Source organism: Streptococcus infantis, from assembly GCF_019929665.1.
In the GTDB taxonomy this organism is placed as follows: domain Bacteria; phylum Bacillota; class Bacilli; order Lactobacillales; family Streptococcaceae; genus Streptococcus; species Streptococcus infantis_H.
Genome location: NZ_JAHZPZ010000002.1, coordinates 322627 through 348356 on the forward strand (window position 1 = coordinate 322627; position 25730 = coordinate 348356).

Below are 25730 nucleotides of genomic sequence, written 5' to 3' on the forward strand. Positions count from 1 at the left end.
ACTTTAGTGATTAAGCAGTCCAGTGTGTAGCTGGGTCAAAGGGTGTTCCAACTACCTGGTCGTCTGACAATTCAATGACACCACGTTTTTGGGGAGCATTTGGTAAGGCAAGTTCACGAGGACTACACATCATACCAAAACTCTTTTCCCCACGAAGTTCCCCTGGGAAAATGAGATTGCCTTTTGGCATCATGGCTCCAGGAAGAGCAACAATGGTTTTCAAACCAACACGTGCATTGGGAGCACCAGCAACGATTTGTACTGTTTTGTCATTCCCAACAGCAACTTGGCAGATATTGAGGTGGTCACTATCTGGATGCGCAACCATTTCTACAATCTCACCAACCACAAATTTGGGTTCCTTGTCATTGATGATTTCTTCAGTAAATCCTTCTTCTTGCAATTCTTGGTTCAAACGAGCTACTTGGTCGTCAGTTAAAAAGACTTGCCCGCGCTCAGCGATTTCAAACATGCTAGAAACTTCAAAAATGTTCCATGCGACAGTTTCACCAGTTTCCTTTAGGAAAACACGCGCTACATTACCTTTACGCTCAACATCTAGCTTGGCATCTCCACTGTTTTTCACGATGACCATAAGGACATCGCCGACATGTTCTTTATTATATGTAAAAATCATTCTTTTCTCCTATTTCAAACTTGCTAAAAAGTCATTGATTTGCCCCTTGGTTTTTCGGTCACGATTGACAAAACGTCCAATCTCCTTGTCCTTGTCTAAAACAACAAGACTTGGAATTCCGTATACATCCCAAACTTTAGCAAGTTCCATATACTCATCTCGGTCTACCCGTATAAAAGTGAACTCTGGATTTGCCTCTTCAATCTCTGGCAAGGCAGGATAGATATAACGGCAGTCGCCGCACCAATCCGCAACAAAAAGGAAGACCTTCTTGCCATCTTGCTCTACTAAATTTGCTAATTCTTCTATATTTTTAGGAGAAATCATAAGACTTCCTCCTCGTAGATGAGATCTTCATCTTCATAGACAAAGGTATAGTGACGACCATCTTCAAAAATGACACCACCAACAAGGCGTTCAAGGCTACTTTCGTATACTTGGACATAGAGAGTCCCAATCTCACCCATTTCTGAGAAATAGTCACGCACAATAGCAGTTAACTCTTCCTGTGTCTTCATGAGTTTGTGATCATCAGCTACTTTCTTAGCACCAAAGGCAAGTGCTCCAAGCCCTGCCACAACTAAACCTGTTTTAATAATATTTTTCGTTTTCATGCTAACATTGTAACACAAAAAGGCTCAAGGAACAATGAAAAAGAGAGTGGGACAGAAATCGGTAATTCGTTAGAATTCGATTTCGTCGTCCCACCTCCGCACAGTTGAGTAGGGCTGTAAAAGCTGATGAAATCAGCGTAGTAGAGTCCACTCAACCACTGCGTCTTGCTCGACAATCCAAAGACAATTGAGAGGCTAGGACTTTTGTCCCAGCCTCCTTTCTAATTTCTAAACATTAATAATTTCTCTCGCCAAACAAACCTTCTGGTAAATCATGGAATCCCTTGCCTGCTTTGAAGTTTTCAAATTTAGCTAGTAAGAACTGGTAGGCATCCAAGCGACTCTCGTAGCGAATCATGGCATCTTTAGCGCGCTCATCTTGATCTTCTTCATAGACCTTTTGACTTTCCTTAAGAGCCATATCGTTGATCATAATCTGGGTATTAACCCAGGCTTCAAATTCCTTCATAAATTCTTGCTCGTAACTCATTTTTTCTCCTTATTCTAATCCACGGTAAAAGTCTGTATCAATCTCACGGTAGGGTTGGATGTCCTGAACATACTCCAATACACCTTGAAATTCCCCGTTTTCATCATGTACTGCAGCGTAGGTGATGTGGACAAACTTTCCACGTGATTCTGACTTGAACCACATCTCGTACTTGTCTTTTTTCCCTTCACGAAGACCTCGCATAATCGCTTTGACCTTCTCCAAATATTTTGGTGGATGACATAGTTCGACATTTCGTCCAACTTGAGACGGTGTCCGCTTGAAAATCATTTCATCCGCTGGAGTATTGTCATTATAATACTGGAAAATATCATCCTTATTAACAAAGGTAATCTCCATCGGCAAATGATTAAGGATAAGATTTGCCTGCTCAACTGATAGATAACCATTGCCAAAAGCCTGCTGGCTATTGCGATCTAGCACCGTTTCCTTTTCCTTTGGTGTAAAGGTGATAGTAAACTGACCTTCTGGTGTATCAATCACTTGCTGAACTTGTCCATCTACAGTTTCTGGCTGAGTTGCTTCTTCTACACTTTTTTCCTCAATAAAATGTTGACGTTCAGGAACCCATTTCTCAGACGGACGGATAATAGCATATCCATAGGCATCACTTTCCTCAGCAATCTGAATCCAGTCATCCTGGGTAAAGGATTCAAGCAGAATCATGAGAAGGATTGATTCTTCCTTAAAAATCATACTTTCAAACTCTGTCGCAAAAGCTTCAAAAGCTTCCTTTACGGTGGAAATTGGCACTTCTGGGAGCGACTTAGTTGCCACTAAGGCTGTTTGAAAGAGATCCCTAATCTGATCATCCACTCCCCACATAACTTTGGGAGGTGAATCATGTCCATAACGTTCCATGATAGGAAAAAAGAGCTCTTCCTTGCGCTGGTAGTGGATATCAAATTGACCAACAAGCCCCATCTGACGTACCAAGCCTTTGCGCATCTCAACCAGCATTTCCTCATCGTCCACAGATTCATAAGTCGAGAGCAATCTACGGACCCGAATCAAAGCAGCACGGAGAGCTAGATTTTCATCCTTAAAGACACGCACAGGGTGACCAGGATGCTCGGTGTCCTCAACTTCGACACCCTTAACAGCATTCTTAAAGAGATTGGCATGCACATCACATAACTCCATGACATCTTCAAAGGTAACGCCTGAGTCCGAGTTCATCAACTCGTGCTCCATGAGTGAAATCTCAACAGCAGATACACCTGTAAAAGTAGCATCAAATCGTTCCTGAACGGACTCCGGAGAGGCTCCATTATGCAATTCTAATAAAATATCCCGCAGGATATGAATACGTTCATCTGTCATTAGTCTAACCCGATCACTTCGTAACCATTTGCTTCAAGCGTACGCACAATCTTATCCATAGGAGTCCCTTCAAGCTTCGATCCTTGTTTGAGCGATACTTTTCGCCCTACAGTATTACGCATCAAGGGATTTGCAAGAGGTTTAAAACCAAGCTCAACCAAAATATCTAAAACTTCTGGATGTTTATCCACCACTTCCGCAACTGGAATTGATACATCGATTATATTGTCCATGAGAACCTCCATGAGTCTATTTCTAATCATCTAACTGTTTTTATTATACCATAAGGATTGGGATTAAAAAAACTAGCAACACCAGACTTGCTAGTTTCATCATATCAGTCAGCTTCGATTATCTCAGCCTCTTTTCGAATAATTGCCATATCATTTTGATATTGCACTTCAGAATAGTTCACTAATTTGGATAATTCTTTTTGCAATCTTTCGCCCATGGGTTTCATAGTCGCATAGGTTAATCCCCCTGAAATAACTCCACCTAGAATAGGAATCGCTTTTCCCATTCCCTTTGCCAAGCCTCTCCTTGTAAGAGTAACCCCAAAAATTTTCATAACCTTTTTTAAAATAGGGTACCAGCCAGCTTTGGCTACGGCTTTCTGAGGTACTGTGGTCATTACATGTTTAGCGACTGTAACACCACCAGAACGAAGCAAGGCACCCGCTCCGTTTACCCCAATCATGACCCCTAGATAAAGTAATAGTGTGTTTTTAGCTTCTTCACTTAAGTCATTTCTTGATGCCCAAAGATCATTAAATCCATAAATATATCCCAATTCTTGGGCTAATTTCAAGGAAAAAGCATAAAACTGAGCTACATCCGTTGGAATAGTAAGCGCCATTAGAATACCTCCAGGTAGACCTGCTAGAACAGATGTTCCACTTGCTCGTAAAACATTATCCTTTATGCAGGACCTGGCTACCCTATCTAAGGTTTCCTGGGGTAATAATGAAGGAGGACCTTGTTCTAACAATTTGGCAATATCCTTCTTATCTAATTCTTTAGAGAACTTCTCCACTAAAAATTTTTCTCTATTTACTTTCACGACAGGAAGCTTTACAACTTGTTGTAAAACTTTTATAGCTATATCTTGTTTAGCCATCTATATCTCCATTTTATATTCAAGTTAAGCTTTATCATATCATACTATTAGAGATTTATACATTTTTTTAACCGACTTTTAAGAAGGGCAACTAATTAATCCATCATCATGTTTAAAGTAATAAAAAAGAGGGATTCCCCTCTTTTTTTATTTCTTATCCAGATTGCGTAACATTTCGTCAATCTTGTTTCCATACTCGATGGATTCGTCTTTAACGAAAGTTAAGTCTGGAATTTTATACAATTTCAAATTGCGACCAAGTTCACGTTTGATAGTTCCGGTTGCTTTTTCAAGCCCGATTTGGGCCTTTTGATTATCTGAAGCAAGATTACTCAAAATAGTGTAGTAAACCTTGGCCATTGATAAATCACCAAGCATCTGAACATCTGTGATGGTCACTCCTTGGACACGCGGATCACGGACTTTCTTTTGTAAAATCTCATTGACTTCACGCTTGATTTCCATGCCCACACGGTCCGTACGGAAATGATTTCCCATGCTATTCCTTCCTCTCTATTGAATCAAAAGCTAGGCCAGCAGACCTAGCTATTTTTAGAAGATAGAGGAACTAGAGCCATTTGAATCTAGGAAACAAGCCTTAGATAGAACTGAAGTTCATAAAGGCGCTGTTGACAACGAGTCAAATGAGCTATCGTTTCTCTATTATCGTTTAATTTCTTCCATGACATAGGCCTCAATCACATCATCCATCTTGATATCATTGTAGCCATCAATCATGAGACCACCTTCACGGCCGTTTGTAACTTCTTTGACGTCATCTTTATAGTGTTTCAAGCTTGCAAGTTCACCGTCGTAAATAACGACTCCGTCACGAATAACACGGACTTTAGAGTCACGGGTAACTTTACCGCTAGTAACCATAAATCCACCAATCGTTCCAACTTTAGACACTTTGAAGGTTTCACGGATAATCGCTTCACCGATAACTTTTTCTTCAAATTCTGGATCAAGCATACCTTTCATGGCTTCTTCCATCTCTTCGATAACCTTGTAGATGATGCTGTGGAGACGGATTTCTACATCGTCTGCTTCTGCTTGTTGACGAGCTTGCGGTGTAGGACGTACGTTGAAACCAATGATAAAGGCATTTGAAGCTTCAGCAAGAGTCACGTCAGATTCGTTGATAGCACCAACTGCTGAGTGGACGATGGTAACTTTTACACCTTCCACATCAATCTTTTGAAGGGAAGCAGCAAGGGCTTCAACTGAACCTTGTACATCGGCTTTGATGATAACATTAACAGATTTAAGTTCACCAGCTTTAAGAGTGTCAAAGAGGTTTTCTAGGCTGACACGTTGTGTAGCTTGACGTTGCTTCATAAGAGCACGTTTAGCACGTTCTTCACCAGCTGCACGAGCAGATTTTTCATCTTCGTATACAGCAAAGTGATCACCCGCCATAGGTGCTTCATTCAAACCTGTAATAGATACTGGTGTTGATGGTCCTGCAACCTTAACACGACGTCCAAGGTCATTGGTCATGGCACGGACACGACCAAAGGTATTTCCGACAACGATTGGGTCTTGAACGTTCAAAGTACCTTGTTGAACAAGGAGGGTTGCAACCGCACCTTTTCCTTTATCCAAGCGCGCTTCGATAACAGTACCGATGGCGCGAACGGTTGGGTCTGCTTTAAGTTCTTGGATTTCAGCCACAAGAAGAACAGTTTCCAAGAGTTCATCGATATTTTGGTTGAATTTAGCTGAGATCTCTACAAACTCAGAATCTCCACCCCAAGCTGTTGACATAACACCGTGTTCAGCCAATTCACCGATAACGCGCTCTGGATTTGCACCTGGTTTATCAATCTTGTTAATAGCTACGATAATTGGAACATTAGCTGCTTTTGAGTGGTTAATGGCTTCGATAGTCTGAGGCATAACCCCGTCATCTGCCGCTACGACTAGGATAGTAATGTCGGTAACAGAAGCACCACGTGCACGCATGGAAGTAAAGGCCGCGTGTCCTGGTGTATCAAGGAAGGTAATCTTCTTACCATTTTCCTCAATCTGATAGGCACCGATATGCTGAGTGATACCACCAGCTTCTCCCGTAGCAACACGAGAATTACGTAGAGTGTCCAAAAGTGTTGTCTTACCATGGTCAACGTGTCCCATGATAGTTACAACTGGTGGACGTTCTACCAACTCATCCTCATTCAGATAATCATCTTCTACGAAGAAACGTTCGATATCGGCATTGTCCACTTCAACCTTTTGTTTAGCTTCAATTCCGTAATCAACCATGAGGAGTTCAATTGTTTCCCCATCCAAAGATTGGTTTTGAGTGGCCATAACGCCCATCATAAATAGTTTCTTAACAATCTCAGCTGGTTCACGTTTGATACGTTTTGCGATTTCCGCAACAGTCATACCATCTGTATACTCAAATTCTGTTGGCAATTCATGGAATTTACGTTCTGTAATAGGTTTTGGAGCCTGATTACGATTGTTTTGTTTGTTGCCTTTTTTATTTTTCTTATTGTTATTCCAGTTACTATTTCTTTGATTTCTCACTTGATTCTGACTACTTCGATTCTTTTGTTGTTTTCTAGGACCATCTTCTTCACGATCGTAATCATCACGATCTTTGTCTGGTCGGGCTTGTTTTTTACGACGTGTATCCACTACAGGCTCTTTGACTACAGGAGCTACTTCAACCACTTGCTGAGTTTGTTCAGCTAGCTTAGCAGCTTCTTCAAAGATTTCCTCTGGTTCTTTGCGTTTATTAGCTTGAGCAAAAGCTTCTTTAGCTGCTTGTGACTGTTTGAAACGTTCCTCGCTTGAGCGTGCGTATTCGGCATTTTGTTCTGCCTTCAGGGCTGCTGCACGAGCCTTGAAATCAATACGTGGACCAGCTTGGTTCGGACGATTTTCCGCTTGTTGGCGACGATCATTGCCACGATTTCCTTGACCTTGTGGTTTCTTCCCTTGGTCGTTAAAACGACGGTTGTCGCGGTTTCCTTGACCTGTTTTTCCACCATTACGGTTCTCATTTTTTTGACGGTTCCCGTTTTGTTGTTGGTCGCGGTTGTTGCCCTTGTTTTGCTTGCGTCGCTCTGCTTGCTCTTTGGCACGAGCTTCACGCTCTGCCTTGAAGTTTCGGCTTTGTGGTCTAGCAGCTACTACTTTTTCTTCCTTCGGAGTTGCTGGCGTAGTTGGTTTACTTTCCACCTTCGCTTCACTTGCTTTTGGTGCTACAGGTTTTGCTTCTGTTTTTGGAGTAGCAGGCTTAAAGCTAGCTACGATTTTTTCAGCAACAGCAGCCTCTACGCTTGAAGCATGGCTTTTCACTTCCAAGCCCAGCTCTTTTGCACGCGCTACAACTTCCTTACTTTCTTTTCCAAGTTCTTTTGCGATTTCGTACAATCTTTTCTTAGACAAATCATGTCCTCCTCTTCTATTCCATAAGAGACCTCATTTTCTTTGTAAATCCAGCATCTGTCACAGCCAATACTTTTCTTGATTTTCCGACTGCTATGCTTAATTCCAGTGTTGAAAACACGGTAATAACTTCTACTTGATAATAGTGACTTTTATCTTGAATCTTCTTGGTCAGGTTGGGAGCAGCATCATGCGCTAGAAATACCAGCTTAGCTTTCTGTTCCTGAATGGCTTTGACAACCATTTCTTCACCCGAGATAATTTTCCCTGCTCGTTGAGCCAATCCCAAGAGATTACTTACTTTTTGCTTATTCAAGTCCTAACTCTCTTCTTTTTACTTTGTGATCAACATAGGCGATCAACTCGTCATAAAAACTTTCTTCAACTTCCATGTTAAAGCTACGGTTAAAGACTTTTTTCTTTTTAGCCTCTAGGGCTTCTGCATTGTCTAGCTTGATATAAGCGCCCCGGCCATTGGCCTTGCCTGTCGGGTCGATAAAGACCTCACCTTCTTTATTCTTGACAATACGAAGTAAATCTCGCTTATCAATCACATCGTTGGAAACAACAGACTTGCGCAAAGGGATTTTTCTTGTTTTCATCTTTCCCTCCTCTTGCAGATCTTATTCTTCAGTCAATTCGTCTGTTTCAGCGTAATCCACTTGACCTGCTTCTTCCATCGCTTCAAATTCACTTGCAGACTTGATATCGATACGGTAACCAGTCAAATGTGCTGCTAAGCGAACATTTTGTCCACGACGACCGATAGCAAGAGATAGCTTGTTATCCGGCACAACGACTAAGGCACGTTTGCTGTCATTTTCATCAAAGATAACTTGGTCAACTTCGGCAGGAGCAATGGCATTGTAGATAAACTCAGCTGGATCTGCTACCCATTCGATAACGTCGATGTTTTCTTCCACAGGAATCATGCGGTCGCTCTTAGCATCGTAGCGAGCTGGATGGAATTTGCTAGTGATTTTCTTGATGTTAGCACCACCACGTCCAACGATTGTTCCGATAGCATCCACGTTAGGATTGTGACTACGAACAGCAACCTTTGTACGGTCACCTGCTTCACGAGCTACGCTCATGATTTCAACGGTTCCATCGTAAACTTCTGGAATTTCTTGTTCCATCAAACGTTTGATCATTTCTGGGTGGCTACGGCTAACAAAGACGTTAACTCCACGAGGGTTGTCTTCCACTTTGTAGACATAGACTTCAATACGGTCATGAGAAGCAAAAACTTCTCCAGGAATTTGGTCTTGCTTAGACAATTGGGCCTCGATGCTACCAAGGTTAACGTAAATGAAGCGGTTGTCAAAACGTTCTACTGTACCTGACATGATTTCTTGTTCATGCTCTTTGTATGTATTGTAGGTAATGGCACGTGTTTGCTTACGCATTTTTTCCATGATTGTTTGTTTAGCAGATTGGGCTGCTACACGACCAAACTCTCCTGGTGCTTCTTCAAATTTGATTTTGTCACCAAGCTCATAGGCTGAATTAATAGCAAGGGCATCTTTTAAACTGATTTCCAAACGGCTATCAAATACTTCATCAACAACTTCACGAACAGTATAGACAGTAAAGTCCCCTGTCTTTTCGTTGAAATCAATAGCTACACTATCAGATTGACCATAGCGTCTACGGTAAGCAGAACGAAGTGATTCTACTACTGCGTCGATGATATCTTCTTTCTTGATTCCCTTGTCTTCTTCCAAAATGCGGAAGGCCTCTAGCATTTCTTTACTCATGTTCTTTTTACTTTTGAATTCTCAAAAGCTATCCTTTCTTTCTATAATTTTACTGCTAAACGTGCTTTTGATACCAAGTTATATGGAATTTGGACTGTTTTCTTGCGAGTTTTATCCATATATTCCATAGTCAACTCATCCTCTTCAAAGGACAACAAGGTTCCTTCAAAAACCTTTTGCTTATCGATGGCTTGATAGAGCCCGACATGGATGTATTTCCCAACCGCTCCAGCGACTGCTTCCTTGGTTTTCAAAGGACGCTCCAATCCTGGACTTGTAATTTCTAGGAAATATTGTTCTGGGAAGGGATCCGGCTTGATAGTATCTAGGACAGGACTGATAATTTCAGTCAAGTCTGCCGTATCATTCAAGGTGATTCCTTCAGGCTTGTCTACAAAAATACTAAGAATCATGTCACTGCCAATCTTTCCGTACTCGATATCTACGAGTTCAAAAGGAGCTTCAATAACAGGTTCTACGACTTCTCTGACTAATTCAACGATAGTTGCGATTGCGTCCACCTCCTCATAAGCAAGAGGCGAAGATATCTCCCCGCCTCTCTTTCTTATATTCTTGTTATTAGTATAACACAAATCAATCCAATCTGCAAGGATTTGACCTTTTCACAACCAATAGAAGGCTTTCCTTCAAAGGTTTCTGCATGATTTTAAAAATGACGTTTCCTTTTACTGAGACGTATCGAATAATCCCAAGTCATATTTCCATGCTAAAATACGTCGTACAGACTCATCAATACGATCTTCTGTCAAGTCCCCGGAAGAAATTTTCTGTAATAGATAAGGAATCTGCGTTTGATAGGAAGATCCTAAAATCAAATCATTGCCTGCTAAAATCACTTGGAGAGCAGCTTCATCCTGACTGACAAAATCCGCTAATCCTGCCATATCTAAATCATCCGTCATTATGACCCCTTTAAAATTCAGCTCCTTGCGAAGAATTTCGTTGATTTTTGGCGAGATAGATGACGGCACTGTATCAATTTTAGTCAGGATGTTGTGAGAAACTAAAATACTATCCGCACCTGCATCTATGCCAGCTTGAAAGGGTAGAAAATCTGCTTGCCTTAAATCATCCAAAGAGCGGTTGTCTTGGATAATGTCGGTATGACTGTCTCCATTATCACCATATCCTGGGAAATGCTTCAAGGTTGAACCGACCTTATTCTTTTGAAGTTCTTCTACAACTTGCTTAACATAACTTGCAGTTGTTTGGGCATCTTGTCCAATGGTCCGATCGTAAATAAAGGCTGATGAATCACCTGCAAGATCCGCAACTGGAAAGAGTCCAGCATTGATACCAACAGATTTCAGCACCTCTGCCTTTTTCCTAGTATCAGAAAGAACAGCCTCCATCCCTCCTTGATGATAAAGGGTCATAGGAGATTGGAAAGGAGTATCCAAAATCGAACTGATACGAGTTACTGTTCCCCCTTCTTCATCGGAACCAATCAATAAAGGAGTCTTTGAAGCAGCTTGGTAGCGACTTGTCAAAACTTTCATATCCTCTAAGGTTCGTCCTTCAAAATCTCGTCCAAATAAGATATAACCTGACAAATGATAGGATTTGAGATCTTCTATTTGATAATCGGCAGGAACTCTGGCCCAGAATAATTGCCCGACTTTCTCCTCCAAGGTCATTGTGGCTAATCTATCTTCAACAACCTTTTCCTTATCTGTTTCACTGGTTTGAGTAGTTTTCTCAGCTTTTTCTACTTGCACATCTGCCTGTCGATGATGTTGATGATCCAAAAAAATCAAACCACCTATCACAAGGAGAAAGAAAAGATAGACTACAAAAGGTTTTATGCTTCTTCTCATAACCCCTTCATTATACCACTTATCAGGGCACAAGTACACACTTATCAAAATCCCAAATCTATTAAAAAAACTCAAGGATTTAGTCCTGTCGAAGACAAAACTAAATCCTTGAGGTACATATTTACATTATATTTGAGTGAACGACAGTTTTTCACTAACAAGTCTTTACATTAAAACTGAGCTTCAACTCTATAAATGACTTGACCCTTGCTTGAAAACTTTTGCTCATACTCAGTCATGACATTTCCTTCAAAGTCGATGGCATGTAAATCTAACCAAACGCCCTTGAGTTTCATGCCATATTGTGAAAAGCTCACTAAGCTATATTCAAACAAGCCACGATTATCTGTCTTGAAATGAATTTCACCGTGTTCAGGTAAGATTCGTTTGAAAGTGTCCAAGAAGCTCTTATAAGTCAAACGACGCTTCTCATGGCGTTTTTTAGGCCATGGATCCGAGAAATTCAAATACAAACGGTCAATTTCACCATCTTCAAAATAATTGGTCAATTCTGAACCATCAACCCATAGAAGTTTGATGTTGGGAACTCCAACTTCTAAGACCTTGTCTAATGCATAGCTTAATACAGACTTCTGAATATCAATCCCGATATAGTTGATGCCAGGATTTTGTTTGGCCATTCCTGTTACGAAAGCACCTTTGCCACTACCAACCTCTACATGGATTGGATTGTCATTGCCAAATAAATCTCGCCACTTTCCTTTAGCTTCTGCGGGGTTTAAGACAACATACTGCGGATTAGCCTCTAACAGTTCTGTTGCCCCTTTACGATTTCTAACTCTCATTTTTTCTTTCCATACTTATCTCGGAAACTACGCAAAGCATAGATTTCCCGATTTACATTATCCAAATCTTGATTTTCATAGTATTTGGTAATGAGGCTCAAAAATGACAGTTGAGCATACCAATATAACTTATTCAAGACAGTTTGATTATACTTATAGCCATAATTAGCTAGCCATTCTTGCCACTGATACTCTGGAATATAGTGACAGAGCAGATAGGCCACATCAAACATACGATCAGTCAAGCGAACAGAATCCCAATCTACTAAATAAATCAAGCCACTCTCTGTCTCAAACCAGTTGCTATGACGGACATCCCCATGAACTATGGTTGCATAGTCTTCCCTAAAGCCAGGAAGATTCTCACGCAAATCACCTAAAACCATACGTAGATACTGGTTGTTTTTTAAAGCATCCGGAGCCTTGTTTACCCATGACTGAAGTAAATCCGAAGGTGTTTCCATTGCATATCCCAATCGTGTCAACTGGGTCATTAAGGGACGTGAACAGTGTAAACGTGTCAAAATATCGATAATTTGTTTACGGTTCATATCGCTTGGCGTCAAAATTTTTCCTGTCAACCATTCCTGAGCAGACATATCACGGCCGTCTGGTAAACGACGGCTCCAGAGCAATTGTGGTGCAATTTGCTCTCTAGCTAAACCAGGCAGGATTGGAGAAGTATTCATTTTTATAAAAACACGTTTTCCATCAGGATAACTTCCCATATAAGCTTTTCCGCTCTTCCCAGATATCGGGGTTAGCGTTAGCTCAATATCACCCAAGTCCATTTCTTTCCTCCGAATAAAGTTTCCTTATTATTCTACTAATTTTTATGCTATTCGTCAACCAATCTTCTCAGTTGATACGGCAAATAAAGAAATTGCAAGACAAGACTTGCTCCCACAAGTGCTAGAACAAGAATTTTGTCCTTAAAAACAAGCAATCCTATGAGACTTTCCAAGATTAATACAAAGACCCCAATCGCTCTCAAAATTTCCTTCAAGCCTTTCTCTTTTTGCCCCTTACCTACTGGGAATAATTGCGTCAAATATTGATAGTCAAAGGCATGATAGAGGGCTAGAAGCTGGAATAACAAAAGATAATTGAATAAAATTACAATTGCGACTGCAATCCAAGATTGCTCAATGAAGATGAGAGCGGTCAAAGATAGGATTATGAGTCGCAGACTAAGGGCGAATAAATCTCCATTTCTCAGATAGGAACGAAGATAGAGGTTCTGCCATATTTTTCCTGGTACTTTCTGAACTCCCCTGAGAATAAAGTCCAGATAAGCTCGGCGCTTAACACTATTTGAAATCCCCTTGACCTGGGTAAAGAGAGCAAAAAATCGAAGCAAGAACTGCTTCCGTTTGCTTTCCTGGGCAATAACATAATCCCAGTCAAGTCCATTTCCAAGGAAAAAGTTGCTAGACTTTTGGCGAAAAATCACATATTTTACTATTCCCAAGACAAGGAGATAGACTCCAAAAATCGGCAAACCAAGACCCATGGCTAAGAATAAAGGCGCAAACAGGAGCAAAAAGAGAGTCTGTACACTGACCCAAAAGATGAAAGAAATCAGACTTTGCTTCTGGATGTGTTCTCTCACTTCTTCTTCAGCAACTAAAAGAAATAGTTTATCAGGTGCTTCTAGATAGGTCGCAATACCACCCCAAAGCAAAAGTAAAATAGATATCATCCCAATCAAAATTAGGATTGGGAAATGATTCTCAGGAAAGTGTTGGAGCAACTGGTTGTACTGGTAGGCCAAAAATCCTAACAACACCAACAAAAATAAGACAAAATGGTCATTGAGCACATAACGGAGATAGCCCAAGCATTCCTTGCGAAATTCCTGCTTTCGTTTTAAAAACAAGTCCTTCATAGCTCCTCCTCTTTGGTCAGAGCCAAATAGATATCATTGAGGCTTGCTTCTGGCATATCAAAGGCTTCTCGGAGTTGTTGGAGATTTCCTTTGGCTCTTACTTGACCTTTGTGAAGAATGACAAAAGAGTCACACATCTTTTCAGCAGAATCAAGAACGTGGGTACTCATAAGGATAGACTTTCCTTTTTTCTTTTCCGCTTCTAGAAGTTGAATCAAATCTGAAATCGCCAAAGGATCAAGACCAAGGAAAGGTTCGTCTACGATAAAGAGACTAGGATCCACGACAAAGGCACAGATAATCATAACCTTTTGCTTCATCCCTTTGGAAAAATGAACCGGGAACCAATCCAATTTTTGATCCAAACGGAACATTTTTAAAAGCGGCTCTACACGTTCAAAAGCTAGATTTTGCTCGATACCATAGGCCATAGCAACCGTCTCAATATGCTCTCTGAGAGTCAATTCCTCGTACAAGCTAGGAGTTTCAGGGATATAACCAATTTTCTTGCGATAGCTCGTAGCATCCTCTCCTAGAGTCGATCCGTCAATCTTAATCTCCCCACTATATGGCGTCAAAAGACCAATAATCTCATTGATAGTCGTAGATTTCCCCGCACCATTCAAACCTATCAAACCTACCAACCGTCCGCTCTCAACTGTAAAGGACACATCTTTCAAGACAGGGACATGAACATAGCCTCCTGTCAGATTTTTAATTTCTAACATATTTTCTCCGAATCTGGTATAATGTAGCTATATTATATCAAAATTCAATACACTAGAGGTGGTTTTTATGTCAGATTGTATTTTTTGTAAGATTATCGCAGGAGAAATCCCTGCAGCCAAAGTTTATGAGGATGAGCAAGTCCTTGCCTTTCTTGATATTTCTCAAGTAACACCTGGTCATACCTTGGTCGTACCTAAAGAACACTATCGCAACCTTTTAGAAATGGATGCTGCGAGCGCTAGCCAACTCTTTGCTAAGGTTCCATTGGTAGCACAAAAAGTCATGACTGCTACTAAAGCCAAGGGTATGAATATCATTACCAACTGCGAAGAGGTAGCTGGACAAACCGTTTTCCATACCCATGTCCACCTCGTTCCTCGTTATGGTGCCGAGGATGACCTAAAAATTGACTTTGTTGCCCATGAACCTGACTTTGACAAACTTGCCCAAGTCGCTGAAACGATCAAAAACGCTTAAGGAGTTCCTATGAAACTATCAAATTTACTACTTTTTGCTGGATCAGCAGTCGGATCTTACCTCCTCGTTAAAAATCGTGAAGTTATCACTGAAGAAGTTTTAGATACAACTGATCGCGTTGAAGCAATCAAAGGCGATTTAGATGTTATCCAAAATAGCTTACAAATTATCAATCAACAAAAAGAAGTCATCAAAGAGTATCAAGAAGACCTCACTTACAAATTTAAAGTCTTAGAGAAAGACCTCCAAGCAAGACTTGCTGTCATAAAAGAACTACGAGAAACTGAAGAAAACTAAAAAAGAAAGCATCCAACTTTCCTTATATCCCCTTAAATCCATCTTGGATTACCAGCTCCTAACAGAAAAGGGAGGGACTAAACATGAAACAGTTTTTAAAAGTCATCTTGATTATTTCTGGTTGCTTCTGTCTTTTTGTAACCCTAGCTTTTCTACTTGTGGCCAATCTTTTCAAGGCCTCATCAAGTGACATTCGAGAAGGAAATGAAACCTTAAAACAAATCTTTATCTCCCTTGACCTGCCTCCTGAGAAAGTTGAATCAAACGGACACTATCAATACGAGGGGGGAGGCTTGGATTTTTATGTGACTTTTTCAGATGAGGTTATCAATAGCCACCCTGTCCTTAAAGAAAGTCCAAACCTCACTAAAAATCGACTCAAAGTCTATGTTCTACAGACAGGAGATATTTCTTACTATAAAGTAGGGGATAACTTGTTCAATCATGGTTTAATACAATTTTTAGAGGAGGAAGGCGAGAAGTATTTCCGAGAAAACGGAAAGAAATCACATTCTTCTTACACAATTCTAACTTTGAACGATCCGGAAAGCATGAAAAAGGGAATCGCATTCTATGAAAAAGCGTTGACCTTGGTGGATATCCAGGATAATTCAGCGATTAAGCACATTGATACTGTAACTGTGAAACCTGGCAAAGAAGCGGAAATCAAGCAACTCATCCAGGAAATGGATAAAGCCGGCTTGCTCATTCAAAAATATCAATAGCAGATCAGTCAGAGAATCTTTTCTCCGATACTAACTACAAACAAAAAAGAGCCTTATGGCTCTTTTGTTTTATTCTCCCTCAAAGGCATCTTTTATATGGTCAAAGAAGCCTTTTTTCTTTGGATTGACTTTCAAATCACCTGCAGCTGCGAATTCTTTCAAGGCTGCTTTTTGGCGATCGTTCAAACCTGTTGGAGTCACGACATTAACAGTGACGTATTGGTCACCAACAGCACCACCACGAAGACTCGGTGCTCCCTTACCACGTAGGCGGAATTTCTTGCCAGTCTGCGTTCCTTCTGGGATGACTAACTCAACATCCCCATGAACTGTTGGAATATCTACTGTATCTCCAAGGGCTGCTTGGACAATATTGAGATTTAACTTGTAGAAAATAGTTGTTCCTTCACGCTCAAATTTATCGCTCGGCTCAACATTAACAACGACATACAAGTCACCATAAGGTCCTCCGTTAAATCCGGCCTCCCCTTGACCAGCTAGACGAATTTGTTGACCAGTTTCGACACCTGCTGGAATTTTCACATGGACACTGTGGGCTTGTTTTTCATGACCTGTTCCATGACAAGTTGTACATGGATCTTTGATTTCTTTTCCGCGACCATGACAGACATCACAGGTTACTTGGCGACGCATCATACCAAGCGGTGTTTGAGTATCGACGTTGATAACACCAGAACCGTGACAGCGTCCACAAGTAACTGGACTTGTTCCAGGTTTAGCACCTGATCCGTTACAAGTACGACAGCTTGATTCACGATTGTATTTGACTTCTTTTTCAGTACCAAAGATGGCTTCTTCAAAAGTCAAATTGACGCGATACTGGAGGTCATCACCTTGACGAGGAGCGTTTGGATTGCGAGAAGAACCGCCTCCGCCGAAAAAACTTGAGAAGATATCTTCAAATCCACCAAAACCGCCTGCACCATCGAAGCCACCGAAACCGCCTGCACCACCAAAGCCACCGTTGGCTCCAGCCGCACCGTATTGGTCATAGGCTGCCCGTTTCTGTTCATCGCTCAAAGTCTCATAGGCTTCTTGAACTTCCTTGTACTTTTCCTCAGCACCAGGCTCTTTATTGATATCTGGGTGATATTTTTTAGATAATTTCCGATAGGCTTTCTTGATCTCATCTTGAGATGCATTCTTTGAAACGCCCAAACGGTCATAAAATTCAGTATTGTTCATTTAAGATACCAAGACCGTAAAATTCGACTGAAAAATAGGAAATCTGACGCAGGAGCGATGCTCCTAGACAGATTTATCTTTTTTCCGAGAATTTAGGTCGGGTTCAATTCCTTTCTTTCATATTGAGTAAGAAACTTTAGAACTCGTGTTCAATTTCCTGAACACACTTGTTCCTTTCTATTATTTTCATGTAAAACTTTAGAGGCTGTTTTCTATACTCTGCTTCACTTGATCAAATTCTTCATCTGATAGAGTAAATATCAAATCCTCTTCTGCATACTCGTTTTGTTCTTTAAAATAGTTGTCCGTACTCTCTGCCAGCCCTAAACTTAGAATCACTTTTCTAGCAAACTCTTGATGTGCAAAACCGATAGCCGTAATGATTTGTTTATCTTGCACAAGAACTTTCGGTTGGAAATTCTCACGTGGAAGAAATTCAAAATAGTCAAAGAAATTTTGCCAAATTCCACCTGTAAATTTCGTGTCCTTCAACAGACCTGCTTTCGCTAATAAAAGAGGCGCTGAAGAAATGGCTGCAATTAGGATATCTTGCTCACCAAGATCCCTCAAAAACGAAATCAATTTCTCATCCTGTAGAGCAGGTCCAATGTTAACCATTCCGGGCAAAATCACACAAGAATACTCTTCTATACGGATTTGATCCAATGTTTTCGTCGGTTGACAGGGCAAACCATCCTCAGAGACCACCATCGAATGCTCAGAAGCTACATAATCAATCGTGATGTCAAAAGACAGAGCTAAAGTACTCGTTAAAGCAGTTATCTCATAAAGAGAAAAATTAGGATAAATCAAGCAAAGTACTTTTTTCATACGCAACATCCTCTATTTTACCGAAAAACAGAGGCTGGGTTGCAACCTCTGGATTTCTTCCTATCATTACGACATTCTAAAACAAAGTCGATTATACTTTGTTTTTGAACTAGTAAGGCTGAATTGAGTTTCGGATTAAATCGAGCACGCCCTAACCTCTTGGTGAAAAAGAGACGTAGCTGTTTTCGCTTTAGCGAATTACAGATATGGCTACCTTTAGGTGTAAATCTTTCTAGAAACTAAAGTTTCTGCGTCAGATTTCCTATTTTCACTGTGAGGTTTTAACGGGCTTTGCATCTTATTTTTCCGTAAACTCTCCGTCTACGACGTCATCGCCTGCGTTTCCTGTTGCTTGTGCGCCTTCTGCTCCTGATTGAGCTTGTTGCGCTGCTGCGGCTTGTTCGTAGAGTTTCACAGCAAGTCCTTGAGCTTTTTCGTTCAATGCTTCAAGTTTTGCTTTCATTTCGTCCAAGTTGTTGTCTTCTTGAGCTTTCTTAAGATCATCAAGGGCAGCTTGTGCAGCATCACGTTCTGCATCGAAGCCTTTACCTTCAGTTTCTTTGATTGTCTTTTCAGTCGCAAAGATAGCTTGGTCTACTTCGTTACGAAGGTCAACTTCTTCTTTACGTTTCTTATCTGCTTCAGCATTTGCTTCTGCATCTTTCATCATGCGGTCGATTTCTTCGTCCGTCAAACCTGAGTTAGATTGGATAACGATTGTTTGTTCCTTTTGAGTTCCAAGGTCTTTAGCTTTAACAGATACGATACCGTTCTTGTCGATGTCAAATGTTACTTCGATTTGAGGAATTCCACGAGGTGCAGCTGGGATATCTGTCAATTGGAAACGTCCAAGAGTCTTGTTATCTGCTGCCATTGGGCGTTCCCCTTGAAGAACGTGGATATCAACGGCTGGTTGATTGTCTGCTGCAGTTGAGAAGACTTGTGATTTAGATGTTGGAATTGTTGTGTTGCGGTCGATGAGTTTTGTGAAGACTCCACCCATTGTTTCAATACCCAGTGACAATGGTGTTACGTCAAGAAGGACAACGTCTTTGACATCACCAGTGATAACACCACCTTGGATCGCAGCACCCATAGCAACAACTTCGTCAGGGTTCACTGATTTGTTTGGTTCTTTACCAGTTTCAGCCTTAACAGCTTCTACAACGGCAGGGATACGAGTTGAACCACCGACAAGGATAACTTCGTCGATTTCTGACAAGCTCAAACCTGCATCAGAAAGGGCTTGGCGAACTGGAACTTTTGTACGTTCCACAAGGTCACGAGTCAAATCGTCGAATTTAGCACGAGTCAAGGTCATTTCCAAGTGAAGAGGTCCAGCCTCACCAGCAGTGATAAATGGCAAGCTGATTTGAGTTGAAGTCACTCCAGAAAGGTCTTTCTTCGCTTTTTCAGCCGCATCTTTCAAACGTTGAAGAGCCATCTTGTCGTTTGACAAGTCGATACCATTTTCTTTCTTGAATTCTGCTACTAAGTAGTCGATGATTTTTTGGTCAAAGTCGTCACCACCGAGTTTGTTATCCCCTGCAGTTGCCAATACATCGAAGACACCATCACCCAATTCAAGGATAGATACGTCGAATGTACCACCACCAAGGTCGAATACCAAGATTTTTTCTTCTTTGTCAGTCTTATCCAAACCGTAAGCAAGAGCTGCTGCAGTTGGTTCGTTGACGATACGTTCTACTTCAAGACCAGCGATTTTACCAGCGTCTTTAGTTGCTTGACGTTGAGCATCGTTAAAGTAAGCTGGAACTGTGATAACAGCCTTGGTTACTTTTTCACCAAGGTATTCTTCAGCATAACCTTTCAAATATTGAAGGATCATAGCTGAGATTTCTTGTGGAGTGTATTCTTTGCCGTTAGCAGAAACTTTTTCAGAAGTACCCATCTTAGATTTGATAGAGATAACTGTATCTGGGTTTGTGACTGCTTGACGTTTTGCAGCGTCACCAACGATGATTTCACCGTTTTTGAAAGAAACTACAGATGGAGTTGTGCGGTTTCCTTCTGGGTTTGCGATGATTTTTGATTCAGTTCCTTCAAGAACTGCAACTGCTGAGTTTGTTGTACCTAAGTCAATACCGATAATTTTAGACATGTGTTTTTCTCCTTAAATTTTATATTCTATTTTTGATTTTTCTTTTTGATACTCTTCTTAGGTGGCGGCGCCGTCAGAGCTTAACTTCGTTAATCTCTTTGACTAAACTTTGAGCCTAAGGTCTCAAAGTTTGCGTAAATAGCGCCACGGCGAAGAGTATCGCCAATGGTTCGCTTCGCTCACTATTGCAAAGCTGAATAATTTTTTATCTTTCTTTCATAGTTTATTGTCATTTCGGACAAGGTTTTTAAGTTCTTTAGCCTAGTTATAAACAACTACCATGGCTGGACGTAGAATACGGTCATGGAGTTTGTAGCCTTTTTGAAAGACTTGTGCGATGGTGTCTGCTGGATGCTCGTCATCCGCTGGAACTGTTTGAATAGCCATATGATAGTTATGGTCGAATTCTCCGTCCGCTGGAATTTCTTCAATTCCTTCTTCTTTTAAGGCATGTACCAAACTTTCTTGGACCATTTCCAAGCCCTTCTTCACATCATCTGTCAAACCTTCAACTGCAAGGGCGCGTTCAAGATTATCAAGCGATGGCAAGATTGCTTTTGCCAAATCTTGGCTGCGATAGCGTTGCAAGAGTTGGCGTTCTTCATTGGCACGACGCTGAATGTTTTGCATTTCTGCATGGGCACGAAGATATTTGTTTTCAAATTCCTCGGCACGTTCATTAGCCAAGTCCAATTCCGACTTCTCGGAAGTTGTTTCTTCTACTGGTTCAACAACTTCCTCTTCTTTTACTTCTTCATTTTTTATATCTTGGGCCATTTTCGCCTCCTTTAATGATTTCAATCTTAATTCACTTCATAGTGATTGCTACTGAGATAGCGGTAAAAATCCGTCAACTTCATAGTCAAAACTCGATTAACTACATTGAGTTGATTGACCAATTGTTGATAATCCAGATTGACCGGACCTATAATCGCAAGGATTCCAAATCCACGATAGGGAATCAGGAACTTACTGCTAATAACTGCTAAGTCAGCTAAACAGGATTCTTGGCTATCCGCAACTCGGACACTTTGCATCTGGTCACCAATCAGATTCTCTCGAATTTCCAAAGCAACCTTTTGTGGCTGATCAAAAAACTGATAAGCTGCTAGATTAGCGAAATTCAAAAGATTGACTTTGCCAGAAACCACGATATTTTCATTGAACATTTCTTTGAAGATATGCTCAATAAGATCCATAACGTTATCCGTTGTTGTGAAGTAACGTTGGATAATTTGTGGAATCTCTGTCCGAATCTTGTAGTGAATATCCAAAACAGTCTGATCCAGGAAACGTTCTTGAATCATGGTCTTGAGGCGATTTAAATCCTCCTGCAAGAAATTTCTCGGAATCAAAAACTGACTGGTAACTGTTCTAGACTCATCAAGCGTAAAAACAGCAAGAGCTGTATGTTGCCCGAGGACAACAATATCAAAAGCTGTCAGCTTCTGCCTACTTGGTTCTACATCCAGCGCTACAACCGTACAACCACTCAAGTCTGACAAAATTTTCGTCGCCTCTTGAAGAATATCCTCTAGCTTGAAGAATTCTTGATCAAAGGCTTTTACAATCTCATAAACTTGATTTTCAGCTAAACGGTCAAAGGATAGGGAGTGTTTGACATAGTATTGAAAACCAGCCACACTCGGCATCCGACCACTGGAAGTATGAGCCTTTTCAAGTAAACCTTGCTTTTCTAGAGCTGCCATGTCATTTCGAATGGTAGCACTACTAGAGTTGATAGACTCTTGCAAGGCTTTGGATCCAACAGGTTCGTGCGTTTTGGTAAAGATGTCAATAATCAGATTTAAAATATTCTGCTGACGTTCTGTAACCATCTCGCTACTCCTCTCTGATAGATCTTTTTAGCACTCGAGGCATCCAAGTGCTAACTTATGATTCTATTATACACCCTTAGAAAAGAATGTCAAGACAAAAACTCAAAAAATTAGCACTCTTTTACCAAGAGTGCTAAAAATCGGTCTGAGGACCTAGAAAATCATCCTACATTCTCAAGATATTTCTTTTTAAGTCTGTAAAAACTATAGATTAGATAGGAAATCATGAGGGCATAAAGGGCGAAAATAAGGAAGAAAGATTGAGAGAGACTTTCTCGAAACAAGCTCATACAAATAACTAGACCGCCAGAGATAGAAACTGTAGATGTACGAAGTCTAGATTTCACATCAGCCCACCGAAGACGATTGTCCATGAAAGAATGATCATTTAAATCTACATCACAAGTTGCTTTTCGAAAAACAGTATAAGAACAATTTTCCACAAATTCCCATCCTCTATCCTTAATACTTTGTAACACCATCTCATTCTTTCCAAGGTAGCTAGTATTCCACACACGGTAAATCACATCATCTGGTCGGCATGGTTCAAAATAGAAAAAGCCAAAACGATTTGCTTTAAATTTCCAACCTTTCAAATGCATCTCATGCAAATAATCTTCTACCTTATCCAAATCAAAAATGGTAAACATTCGAAATTGTACTTTGCTATTCATTGTCTAACCTCCAAAATGGTTTTATATATCAGATAATTCTTTCCACTTTTGAAACAATCTCCAAAAAATATAAGAAATCTGAATCGTGAAAACTATCAATAAAGTACAGTCTATGATAACAATCAAAAACATTCCCCAACTGAAATAACTTCTTCCACTGAGCAACTTTGAGAAAACCGGTAGTAGCGCTGAAAAGAGAAGCAAAACAGGAAGCATCCGCATTGTTAAAATCCGTTTGACATAAAAAAATCTTTATTTAAACAAAAATATTATGGTAAAATTTACGCCAATTTTTGAACGGCTGATGTAGATATTTTATACTTTCAAAATGTTTAAATGTGATTATTTATTTTTGAAAAATAGCTCACCAGCCCGACTGAAAGTGCTTGTAGAATGATAATAAGTCGCCTGCCGAAAACAGCGAAAAATAGCGGTGTTATGCGGAGATAATCTGACTCGATGCTAAAGTATATTGTATACTTATTTTCAACAATTTAGCAGAGTATTTTTATAAATATGATATAATAGAAGTATAATTTGTTCTGATAGTTTATTTTATGGAGAAGTAGATTTTTAGAATGCGGAGGGTTCAATATGGTTGAGTTTATAAAGTCTAAGAAAGAAATGAGTGAGGAGGATATTAAAGCAAATTTCATCACTCCTGCTATTGTATCCAAAGGATGGAAAAATGGTGAGCATATCGCTTACGAAGAATACTTCACTGATGGTCGAATTGAGGTTAGAGGAGATAAGGCTCGTCGTAAAGAAGGAAAAAAATCAGACTATTCACTGTATTACCAATTTGGAACTCGAATTGCAATTGTTGAGGCAAAGGATAATAAACACAGCGTTCGAGCAGGATTACAACAAGCTATTGAATATGGAGAGATTTTAGATGTTCCATTTGTTTATTCTTCGAATGGTGATGGCTTTATTGAACACGACCGTATCACGAGAGAAGAACGTGAACTGGAGTTAGACGAATTCCCTACTCGTGAAGAATTATTTTCTCGTATGACGAAGGAAAAAGGATTGACGTACGAAATTACAGAAGCTATCTCAACTCCATACTATACAGACGCCTTCTCAATGAAAACGCCACGCTATTATCAGCAAATAGCTATCAACCGTACTATTGAAACAGTTGCCAGAGGACAAAAACGAGTAATGTTTGTGATGGCAACAGGAACGGGGAAAACGTTCATGGCTTTTCAAATTATTCATCGCCTTCGAAAAGCTGGTTTGGCTAAACGAGTTTTATTCTTAGCGGATAGAAACATCTTAGTAGACCAAACGATGGCTGAAGACTTTAAGCCATTCGAAAAGGTAATGACGAAAATTACACCAAAACTTTTGACTGCTCCTGAAAAATTAAATTCTTTTGAAATTTATCTGGGGCTTTATCAGCAACTAACTGGTGAAGATGGAACTGAAACACATTATCAAAAGTTCGACAAAGATTTCTTTGATTTAATCATAATTGATGAAGCGCACCGTGGCTCAGCTAAGGAAGACAGTAACTGGCGCAAGGTGATTGATTATTTCAGTTCTGCTACACAAATTGGGATGACCGCTACTCCTACAGAAACCAAGAATGCTTCCAATATGGAATACTTTGGTGAGCCAATCTATACTTATAGTTTAAAACAGGGAATCGAGGATGGTTTTTTGGCTCCATATCGTGTTATGAGGGTTAATTTAGATGTGGATGTGGATGGTTATCGTCCAGAAACTGGAAAAGTTGATACTAACGGACAATTAATAGAAGATAGGTACTACGGCAGGAAAGATTTTGACAAAACCATTGTCATTGATGATAGAACGCAAAGAGTTGCCAAGTTTGTTTCTGATTATATGAAGCAAAACAATGCACGATTTGATAAGACAATTGTTTTTTGTGTTGATATTGACCATGCCGAGCGAATGCGTGCTGCGCTTGTAAAAGAGAATCTAGACTTAGTCCAAGAAGACTATCGTTATGTCATGCAAGTAACTGGTGACAACGCTGAAGGAAAAGCTCAACTGGATAACTTTATGGATGTCAATTCTAATTTTCCCGCTATTGTAACAACATCTAAATTATTAACGACAGGAGTTAATGCTAAAACATGTCGTTTGATTGTTTTAGACTCTAATATCCAATCCATGACTGAATTTAAACAAATTATTGGTCGTGGCACACGTCTTTATCCTCAAAAGGGGAAAGAATTTTTTACGATTATTGATTTTCGAAATGTTACCAATTTGTTTGCTGACCCTGATTTTGATGGTGAACCAGTGAAGGTTCTGGAAACGGGCGCAAAAACAAACAATGGTACTACACCTGGTTTTGTAAACGAAGGTGGTGACCCAGTAGAAAAATATATCGTTACAGATAAGCAGGTTACCATTCTTAATTCTACTGTTCAAGTATTGGACGAAAATGGGAAACTGATTACCGAAAGCCTGACCGACTACACTCGGAAGAACATCTTAGGTAGCTACGCCACTTTGAACGATTTTATCACAGTTTGGCATACGGCGGATAAAAAGAAGCTTATCTTAGACGAACTTTATAAAAAAGGAGTTTATCTAGATGCTATTCGAGAGTCGGAGGGAATATCAGAACAAGAAATCGATGATTTTGATTTACTCCTAAAACTTGCCTATGGTCAAAAAGAATTAACCAAAACGGAACGTGTCAATAAACTCAAACAAAGCGGATATTTATATAAATATAGTGAGGAAGCGCGTGCTGTTTTGGAAATTTTACTGGACAAATACATGGATAAAGGTATTGGAGAACTCGAAAGCATTGAAACATTAAAACTTCCAGAATTTCAGATATATGGTGGAACCTTCAAAATCATCAATACTTATTTTGGAGATAAAAAACGATATTTACAAGCAATTAAAGAATTGGAGAAAGAGCTATTTACAGTAGCTTAATGAA

At 40.1% G+C, this 25730-nt stretch carries 28 protein-coding genes and 1 pseudogene; 4 read left to right on the forward strand and 25 right to left on the reverse strand.

All coding sequences use genetic code 11. The features are described from left to right. Window positions 1–10 precede the first annotated feature (10 nt). The 18 genes from ytpR to K1I61_RS05005 all read right to left on the reverse strand — a co-directional run bounded on the left by ytpR (window position 11) and on the right by K1I61_RS05005 (window position 14627). Entirely contained in the window at window positions 11–637 is a 627-nt protein-coding gene (ytpR, locus tag K1I61_RS04920) for a YtpR family tRNA-binding protein (protein ID WP_223333661.1), read from the reverse strand. Between the two features lie 9 nt (window positions 638–646). Further along, a complete protein-coding gene (locus K1I61_RS04925; protein WP_223333663.1) occupies window positions 647–964 on the reverse strand; it encodes a thioredoxin family protein in 318 nt (105 codons plus the stop codon). Beyond that, window positions 961–1251 (reverse strand): DUF4651 domain-containing protein, encoded by a 291-nt coding sequence (locus K1I61_RS04930; RefSeq protein ID WP_024053819.1) that lies wholly within the window; start codon window positions 1249–1251, stop codon window positions 961–963. Before K1I61_RS04930 ends, K1I61_RS04925 begins: the two co-directional genes overlap by 4 nt. A gap of 235 nt (window positions 1252–1486) precedes the next feature. Further along, window positions 1487–1741, reverse strand: coding sequence for a DUF1912 family protein (locus tag K1I61_RS04935; RefSeq protein WP_223333666.1), 255 nt, complete (start codon window positions 1739–1741; stop codon window positions 1487–1489). A gap of 9 nt (window positions 1742–1750) precedes the next feature. After that, window positions 1751–3085: a DUF438 domain-containing protein gene (locus K1I61_RS04940; RefSeq protein ID WP_223333668.1), complete on the reverse strand. Its 1335-nt coding sequence runs from the start codon at window positions 3083–3085 to the stop codon at window positions 1751–1753. After that, window positions 3085–3318 carry a DUF1858 domain-containing protein gene (locus K1I61_RS04945; RefSeq protein ID WP_000368732.1) on the reverse strand — a complete coding sequence of 78 codons (234 nt, stop codon included), beginning with the start codon at window positions 3316–3318 and terminating at the stop codon, window positions 3085–3087. The genes K1I61_RS04940 and K1I61_RS04945 overlap by 1 nt, the downstream gene beginning before the upstream one ends. Before the next feature lie 104 nt (window positions 3319–3422). Beyond that, window positions 3423–4202 carry a hypothetical protein gene (locus K1I61_RS04950; RefSeq protein ID WP_223333670.1) on the reverse strand — a complete coding sequence of 260 codons (780 nt, stop codon included), beginning with the start codon at window positions 4200–4202 and terminating at the stop codon, window positions 3423–3425. A gap of 147 nt (window positions 4203–4349) precedes the next feature. Beyond that, entirely contained in the window at window positions 4350–4700 is a 351-nt protein-coding gene (gene rbfA, locus K1I61_RS04955; RefSeq protein ID WP_223333672.1) for a 30S ribosome-binding factor RbfA, read from the reverse strand. 165 nt (window positions 4701–4865) lie between these two features. Beyond that, the gene (gene infB / locus K1I61_RS04960) at window positions 4866–7607 is read right to left on the reverse strand and encodes a translation initiation factor IF-2 (protein ID WP_223333674.1); all 2742 of its coding nucleotides are present in this window, start codon (window positions 7605–7607) and stop codon (window positions 4866–4868) included. Between the two features lie 16 nt (window positions 7608–7623). After that, the gene (locus K1I61_RS04965; RefSeq protein ID WP_223333676.1) at window positions 7624–7923 is read right to left on the reverse strand and encodes a YlxQ-related RNA-binding protein; all 300 of its coding nucleotides are present in this window, start codon (window positions 7921–7923) and stop codon (window positions 7624–7626) included. Beyond that, complete coding sequence (gene rnpM, locus K1I61_RS04970) at window positions 7916–8209, reverse strand: RNase P modulator RnpM (protein WP_004251817.1); 294 nt, start codon at window positions 8207–8209, stop codon at window positions 7916–7918. Before rnpM ends, K1I61_RS04965 begins: the two co-directional genes overlap by 8 nt. Window positions 8210–8230: 21 nt before the next feature. Continuing rightward, window positions 8231–9367 carry a transcription termination factor NusA gene (gene nusA / locus K1I61_RS04975; RefSeq protein WP_004251816.1) on the reverse strand — a complete coding sequence of 379 codons (1137 nt, stop codon included), beginning with the start codon at window positions 9365–9367 and terminating at the stop codon, window positions 8231–8233. A gap of 41 nt (window positions 9368–9408) precedes the next feature. Then, complete coding sequence (gene rimP, locus K1I61_RS04980) at window positions 9409–9888, reverse strand: ribosome maturation factor RimP (protein WP_004251813.1); 480 nt, start codon at window positions 9886–9888, stop codon at window positions 9409–9411. A gap of 165 nt (window positions 9889–10053) precedes the next feature. Beyond that, window positions 10054–11205, reverse strand: a complete 1152-nt coding sequence (locus tag K1I61_RS04985; RefSeq protein WP_223333678.1) for a glycoside hydrolase family 3 protein — start codon at window positions 11203–11205, stop codon at window positions 10054–10056. A gap of 170 nt (window positions 11206–11375) precedes the next feature. Then, a complete protein-coding gene (gene trmB, locus K1I61_RS04990) occupies window positions 11376–12011 on the reverse strand; it encodes a tRNA (guanosine(46)-N7)-methyltransferase TrmB (RefSeq protein ID WP_223333680.1) in 636 nt (211 codons plus the stop codon). Next, window positions 12008–12802 (reverse strand): cell cycle regulator CcrZ, encoded by a 795-nt coding sequence (ccrZ, locus tag K1I61_RS04995; RefSeq protein WP_024053516.1) that lies wholly within the window; start codon window positions 12800–12802, stop codon window positions 12008–12010. The genes trmB and ccrZ overlap by 4 nt, the downstream gene beginning before the upstream one ends. Window positions 12803–12849: 47 nt before the next feature. After that, window positions 12850–13899 (reverse strand): ABC transporter permease, encoded by a 1050-nt coding sequence (locus K1I61_RS05000; protein WP_223333682.1) that lies wholly within the window; start codon window positions 13897–13899, stop codon window positions 12850–12852. Next, on the reverse strand, window positions 13896–14627 hold the full coding sequence (locus K1I61_RS05005; RefSeq protein WP_223333684.1) for an ABC transporter ATP-binding protein: 732 nt from the start codon (window positions 14625–14627) through the stop codon (window positions 13896–13898). Before K1I61_RS05005 ends, K1I61_RS05000 begins: the two co-directional genes overlap by 4 nt. A 67-nt stretch (window positions 14628–14694) precedes the next feature. Here K1I61_RS05005 and K1I61_RS05010 point away from each other — a divergent pair, with 67 nt between their 5' ends. The 3 genes from K1I61_RS05010 (at window position 14695) to K1I61_RS05020 (ending at window position 16127) form a co-directional block, all read left to right on the forward strand. Next, window positions 14695–15105 (forward strand): HIT family protein, encoded by a 411-nt coding sequence (locus K1I61_RS05010; RefSeq protein WP_223333686.1) that lies wholly within the window; start codon window positions 14695–14697, stop codon window positions 15103–15105. Window positions 15106–15114: 9 nt separating this feature from the next. Further along, window positions 15115–15402: a hypothetical protein gene (locus K1I61_RS05015; RefSeq protein WP_004251799.1), complete on the forward strand. Its 288-nt coding sequence runs from the start codon at window positions 15115–15117 to the stop codon at window positions 15400–15402. 83 nt (window positions 15403–15485) lie between these two features. After that, on the forward strand, window positions 15486–16127 hold the full coding sequence (locus K1I61_RS05020; protein ID WP_223333688.1) for a hypothetical protein: 642 nt from the start codon (window positions 15486–15488) through the stop codon (window positions 16125–16127). A gap of 69 nt (window positions 16128–16196) precedes the next feature. Here the strand turns inward: K1I61_RS05020 and dnaJ are convergent, their stop codons facing one another. The 7 genes and pseudogenes from dnaJ to K1I61_RS05055 form a co-directional block, all read right to left on the reverse strand. Next, a complete protein-coding gene (dnaJ, locus tag K1I61_RS05025) occupies window positions 16197–17333 on the reverse strand; it encodes a molecular chaperone DnaJ (protein WP_223333690.1) in 1137 nt (378 codons plus the stop codon). 198 nt (window positions 17334–17531) lie between these two features. Continuing rightward, a complete protein-coding gene (locus K1I61_RS05030; protein WP_223333692.1) occupies window positions 17532–18164 on the reverse strand; it encodes a DJ-1/PfpI family protein in 633 nt (210 codons plus the stop codon). Window positions 18165–18462: 298 nt separating this feature from the next. Beyond that, the gene (gene dnaK, locus K1I61_RS05035) at window positions 18463–20286 is read right to left on the reverse strand and encodes a molecular chaperone DnaK (protein WP_006151653.1); all 1824 of its coding nucleotides are present in this window, start codon (window positions 20284–20286) and stop codon (window positions 18463–18465) included. Window positions 20287–20547: 261 nt separating this feature from the next. Next, a complete protein-coding gene (gene grpE / locus K1I61_RS05040) occupies window positions 20548–21063 on the reverse strand; it encodes a nucleotide exchange factor GrpE (RefSeq protein WP_223333694.1) in 516 nt (171 codons plus the stop codon). Window positions 21064–21089: 26 nt separating this feature from the next. Further along, window positions 21090–22124: a heat-inducible transcriptional repressor HrcA gene (gene hrcA, locus K1I61_RS05045; protein ID WP_045763634.1), complete on the reverse strand. Its 1035-nt coding sequence runs from the start codon at window positions 22122–22124 to the stop codon at window positions 21090–21092. Between the two features lie 161 nt (window positions 22125–22285). Next, window positions 22286–22798 (reverse strand): DUF2812 domain-containing protein, encoded by a 513-nt coding sequence (locus K1I61_RS05050; RefSeq protein ID WP_223333696.1) that lies wholly within the window; start codon window positions 22796–22798, stop codon window positions 22286–22288. A 21-nt stretch (window positions 22799–22819) separates the two neighbouring features. Next, window positions 22820–23038: pseudogene (locus K1I61_RS05055) on the reverse strand (DUF2812 domain-containing protein); the annotation flags it as partial. 354 nt (window positions 23039–23392) lie between these two features. On the opposite strand from K1I61_RS05055, the gene hsdR reads away from it, so the two are divergent. Next, the gene (hsdR, locus tag K1I61_RS05060) at window positions 23393–25726 is read left to right on the forward strand and encodes an EcoAI/FtnUII family type I restriction enzme subunit R (protein ID WP_006147897.1); all 2334 of its coding nucleotides are present in this window, start codon (window positions 23393–23395) and stop codon (window positions 25724–25726) included. Window positions 25727–25730: the final 4 nt, after the last annotated feature.

Bases quoted from the DNA above. Each gene is read 5' to 3' on its own strand.
- ytpR (WP_223333661.1), bottom strand. From the start codon at position 637: ATGATTTTTACATATAATAAAGAACATGTCGGCGATGTCCTTATGGTC.
- K1I61_RS04925 (WP_223333663.1), bottom strand. From the start codon at position 964: ATGATTTCTCCTAAAAATATAGAAGAATTAGCAAATTTAGTAGAGCAA.
- K1I61_RS04930 (WP_024053819.1), bottom strand. From the start codon at position 1,251: ATGAAAACGAAAAATATTATTAAAACAGGTTTAGTTGTGGCAGGGCTT.
- K1I61_RS04935 (WP_223333666.1), bottom strand. From the start codon at position 1,741: ATGAGTTACGAGCAAGAATTTATGAAGGAATTTGAAGCCTGGGTTAAT.
- K1I61_RS04940 (WP_223333668.1), bottom strand. From the start codon at position 3,085: ATGACAGATGAACGTATTCATATCCTGCGGGATATTTTATTAGAATTG.
- K1I61_RS04945 (WP_000368732.1), bottom strand. From the start codon at position 3,318: ATGGACAATATAATCGATGTATCAATTCCAGTTGCGGAAGTGGTGGAT.
- K1I61_RS04950 (WP_223333670.1), bottom strand. From the start codon at position 4,202: ATGGCTAAACAAGATATAGCTATAAAAGTTTTACAACAAGTTGTAAAG.
- rbfA (WP_223333672.1), bottom strand. From the start codon at position 4,700: ATGGGAAATCATTTCCGTACGGACCGTGTGGGCATGGAAATCAAGCGT.
- rnpM (WP_004251817.1), bottom strand. From the start codon at position 8,209: ATGAAAACAAGAAAAATCCCTTTGCGCAAGTCTGTTGTTTCCAACGAT.
- nusA (WP_004251816.1), bottom strand. From the start codon at position 9,367: ATGAGTAAAGAAATGCTAGAGGCCTTCCGCATTTTGGAAGAAGACAAG.
- K1I61_RS04985 (WP_223333678.1), bottom strand. From the start codon at position 11,205: ATGAGAAGAAGCATAAAACCTTTTGTAGTCTATCTTTTCTTTCTCCTT.
- trmB (WP_223333680.1), bottom strand. From the start codon at position 12,011: ATGAGAGTTAGAAATCGTAAAGGGGCAACAGAACTGTTAGAGGCTAAT.
- ccrZ (WP_024053516.1), bottom strand. From the start codon at position 12,802: ATGGACTTGGGTGATATTGAGCTAACGCTAACCCCGATATCTGGGAAG.
- K1I61_RS05000 (WP_223333682.1), bottom strand. From the start codon at position 13,899: ATGAAGGACTTGTTTTTAAAACGAAAGCAGGAATTTCGCAAGGAATGC.
- K1I61_RS05005 (WP_223333684.1), bottom strand. From the start codon at position 14,627: ATGTTAGAAATTAAAAATCTGACAGGAGGCTATGTTCATGTCCCTGTC.
- K1I61_RS05010 (WP_223333686.1), top strand. From the start codon at position 14,695: ATGTCAGATTGTATTTTTTGTAAGATTATCGCAGGAGAAATCCCTGCA.
- K1I61_RS05015 (WP_004251799.1), top strand. From the start codon at position 15,115: ATGAAACTATCAAATTTACTACTTTTTGCTGGATCAGCAGTCGGATCT.
- K1I61_RS05020 (WP_223333688.1), top strand. From the start codon at position 15,486: ATGAAACAGTTTTTAAAAGTCATCTTGATTATTTCTGGTTGCTTCTGT.
- dnaJ (WP_223333690.1), bottom strand. From the start codon at position 17,333: ATGAACAATACTGAATTTTATGACCGTTTGGGCGTTTCAAAGAATGCA.
- K1I61_RS05030 (WP_223333692.1), bottom strand. From the start codon at position 18,164: ATGAAAAAAGTACTTTGCTTGATTTATCCTAATTTTTCTCTTTATGAG.
- dnaK (WP_006151653.1), bottom strand. From the start codon at position 20,286: ATGTCTAAAATTATCGGTATTGACTTAGGTACAACAAACTCAGCAGTT.
- grpE (WP_223333694.1), bottom strand. From the start codon at position 21,063: ATGGCCCAAGATATAAAAAATGAAGAAGTAAAAGAAGAGGAAGTTGTT.
- hrcA (WP_045763634.1), bottom strand. From the start codon at position 22,124: ATGGTTACAGAACGTCAGCAGAATATTTTAAATCTGATTATTGACATC.
- K1I61_RS05050 (WP_223333696.1), bottom strand. From the start codon at position 22,798: ATGAATAGCAAAGTACAATTTCGAATGTTTACCATTTTTGATTTGGAT.
- hsdR (WP_006147897.1), top strand. From the start codon at position 23,393: ATGGTTGAGTTTATAAAGTCTAAGAAAGAAATGAGTGAGGAGGATATT.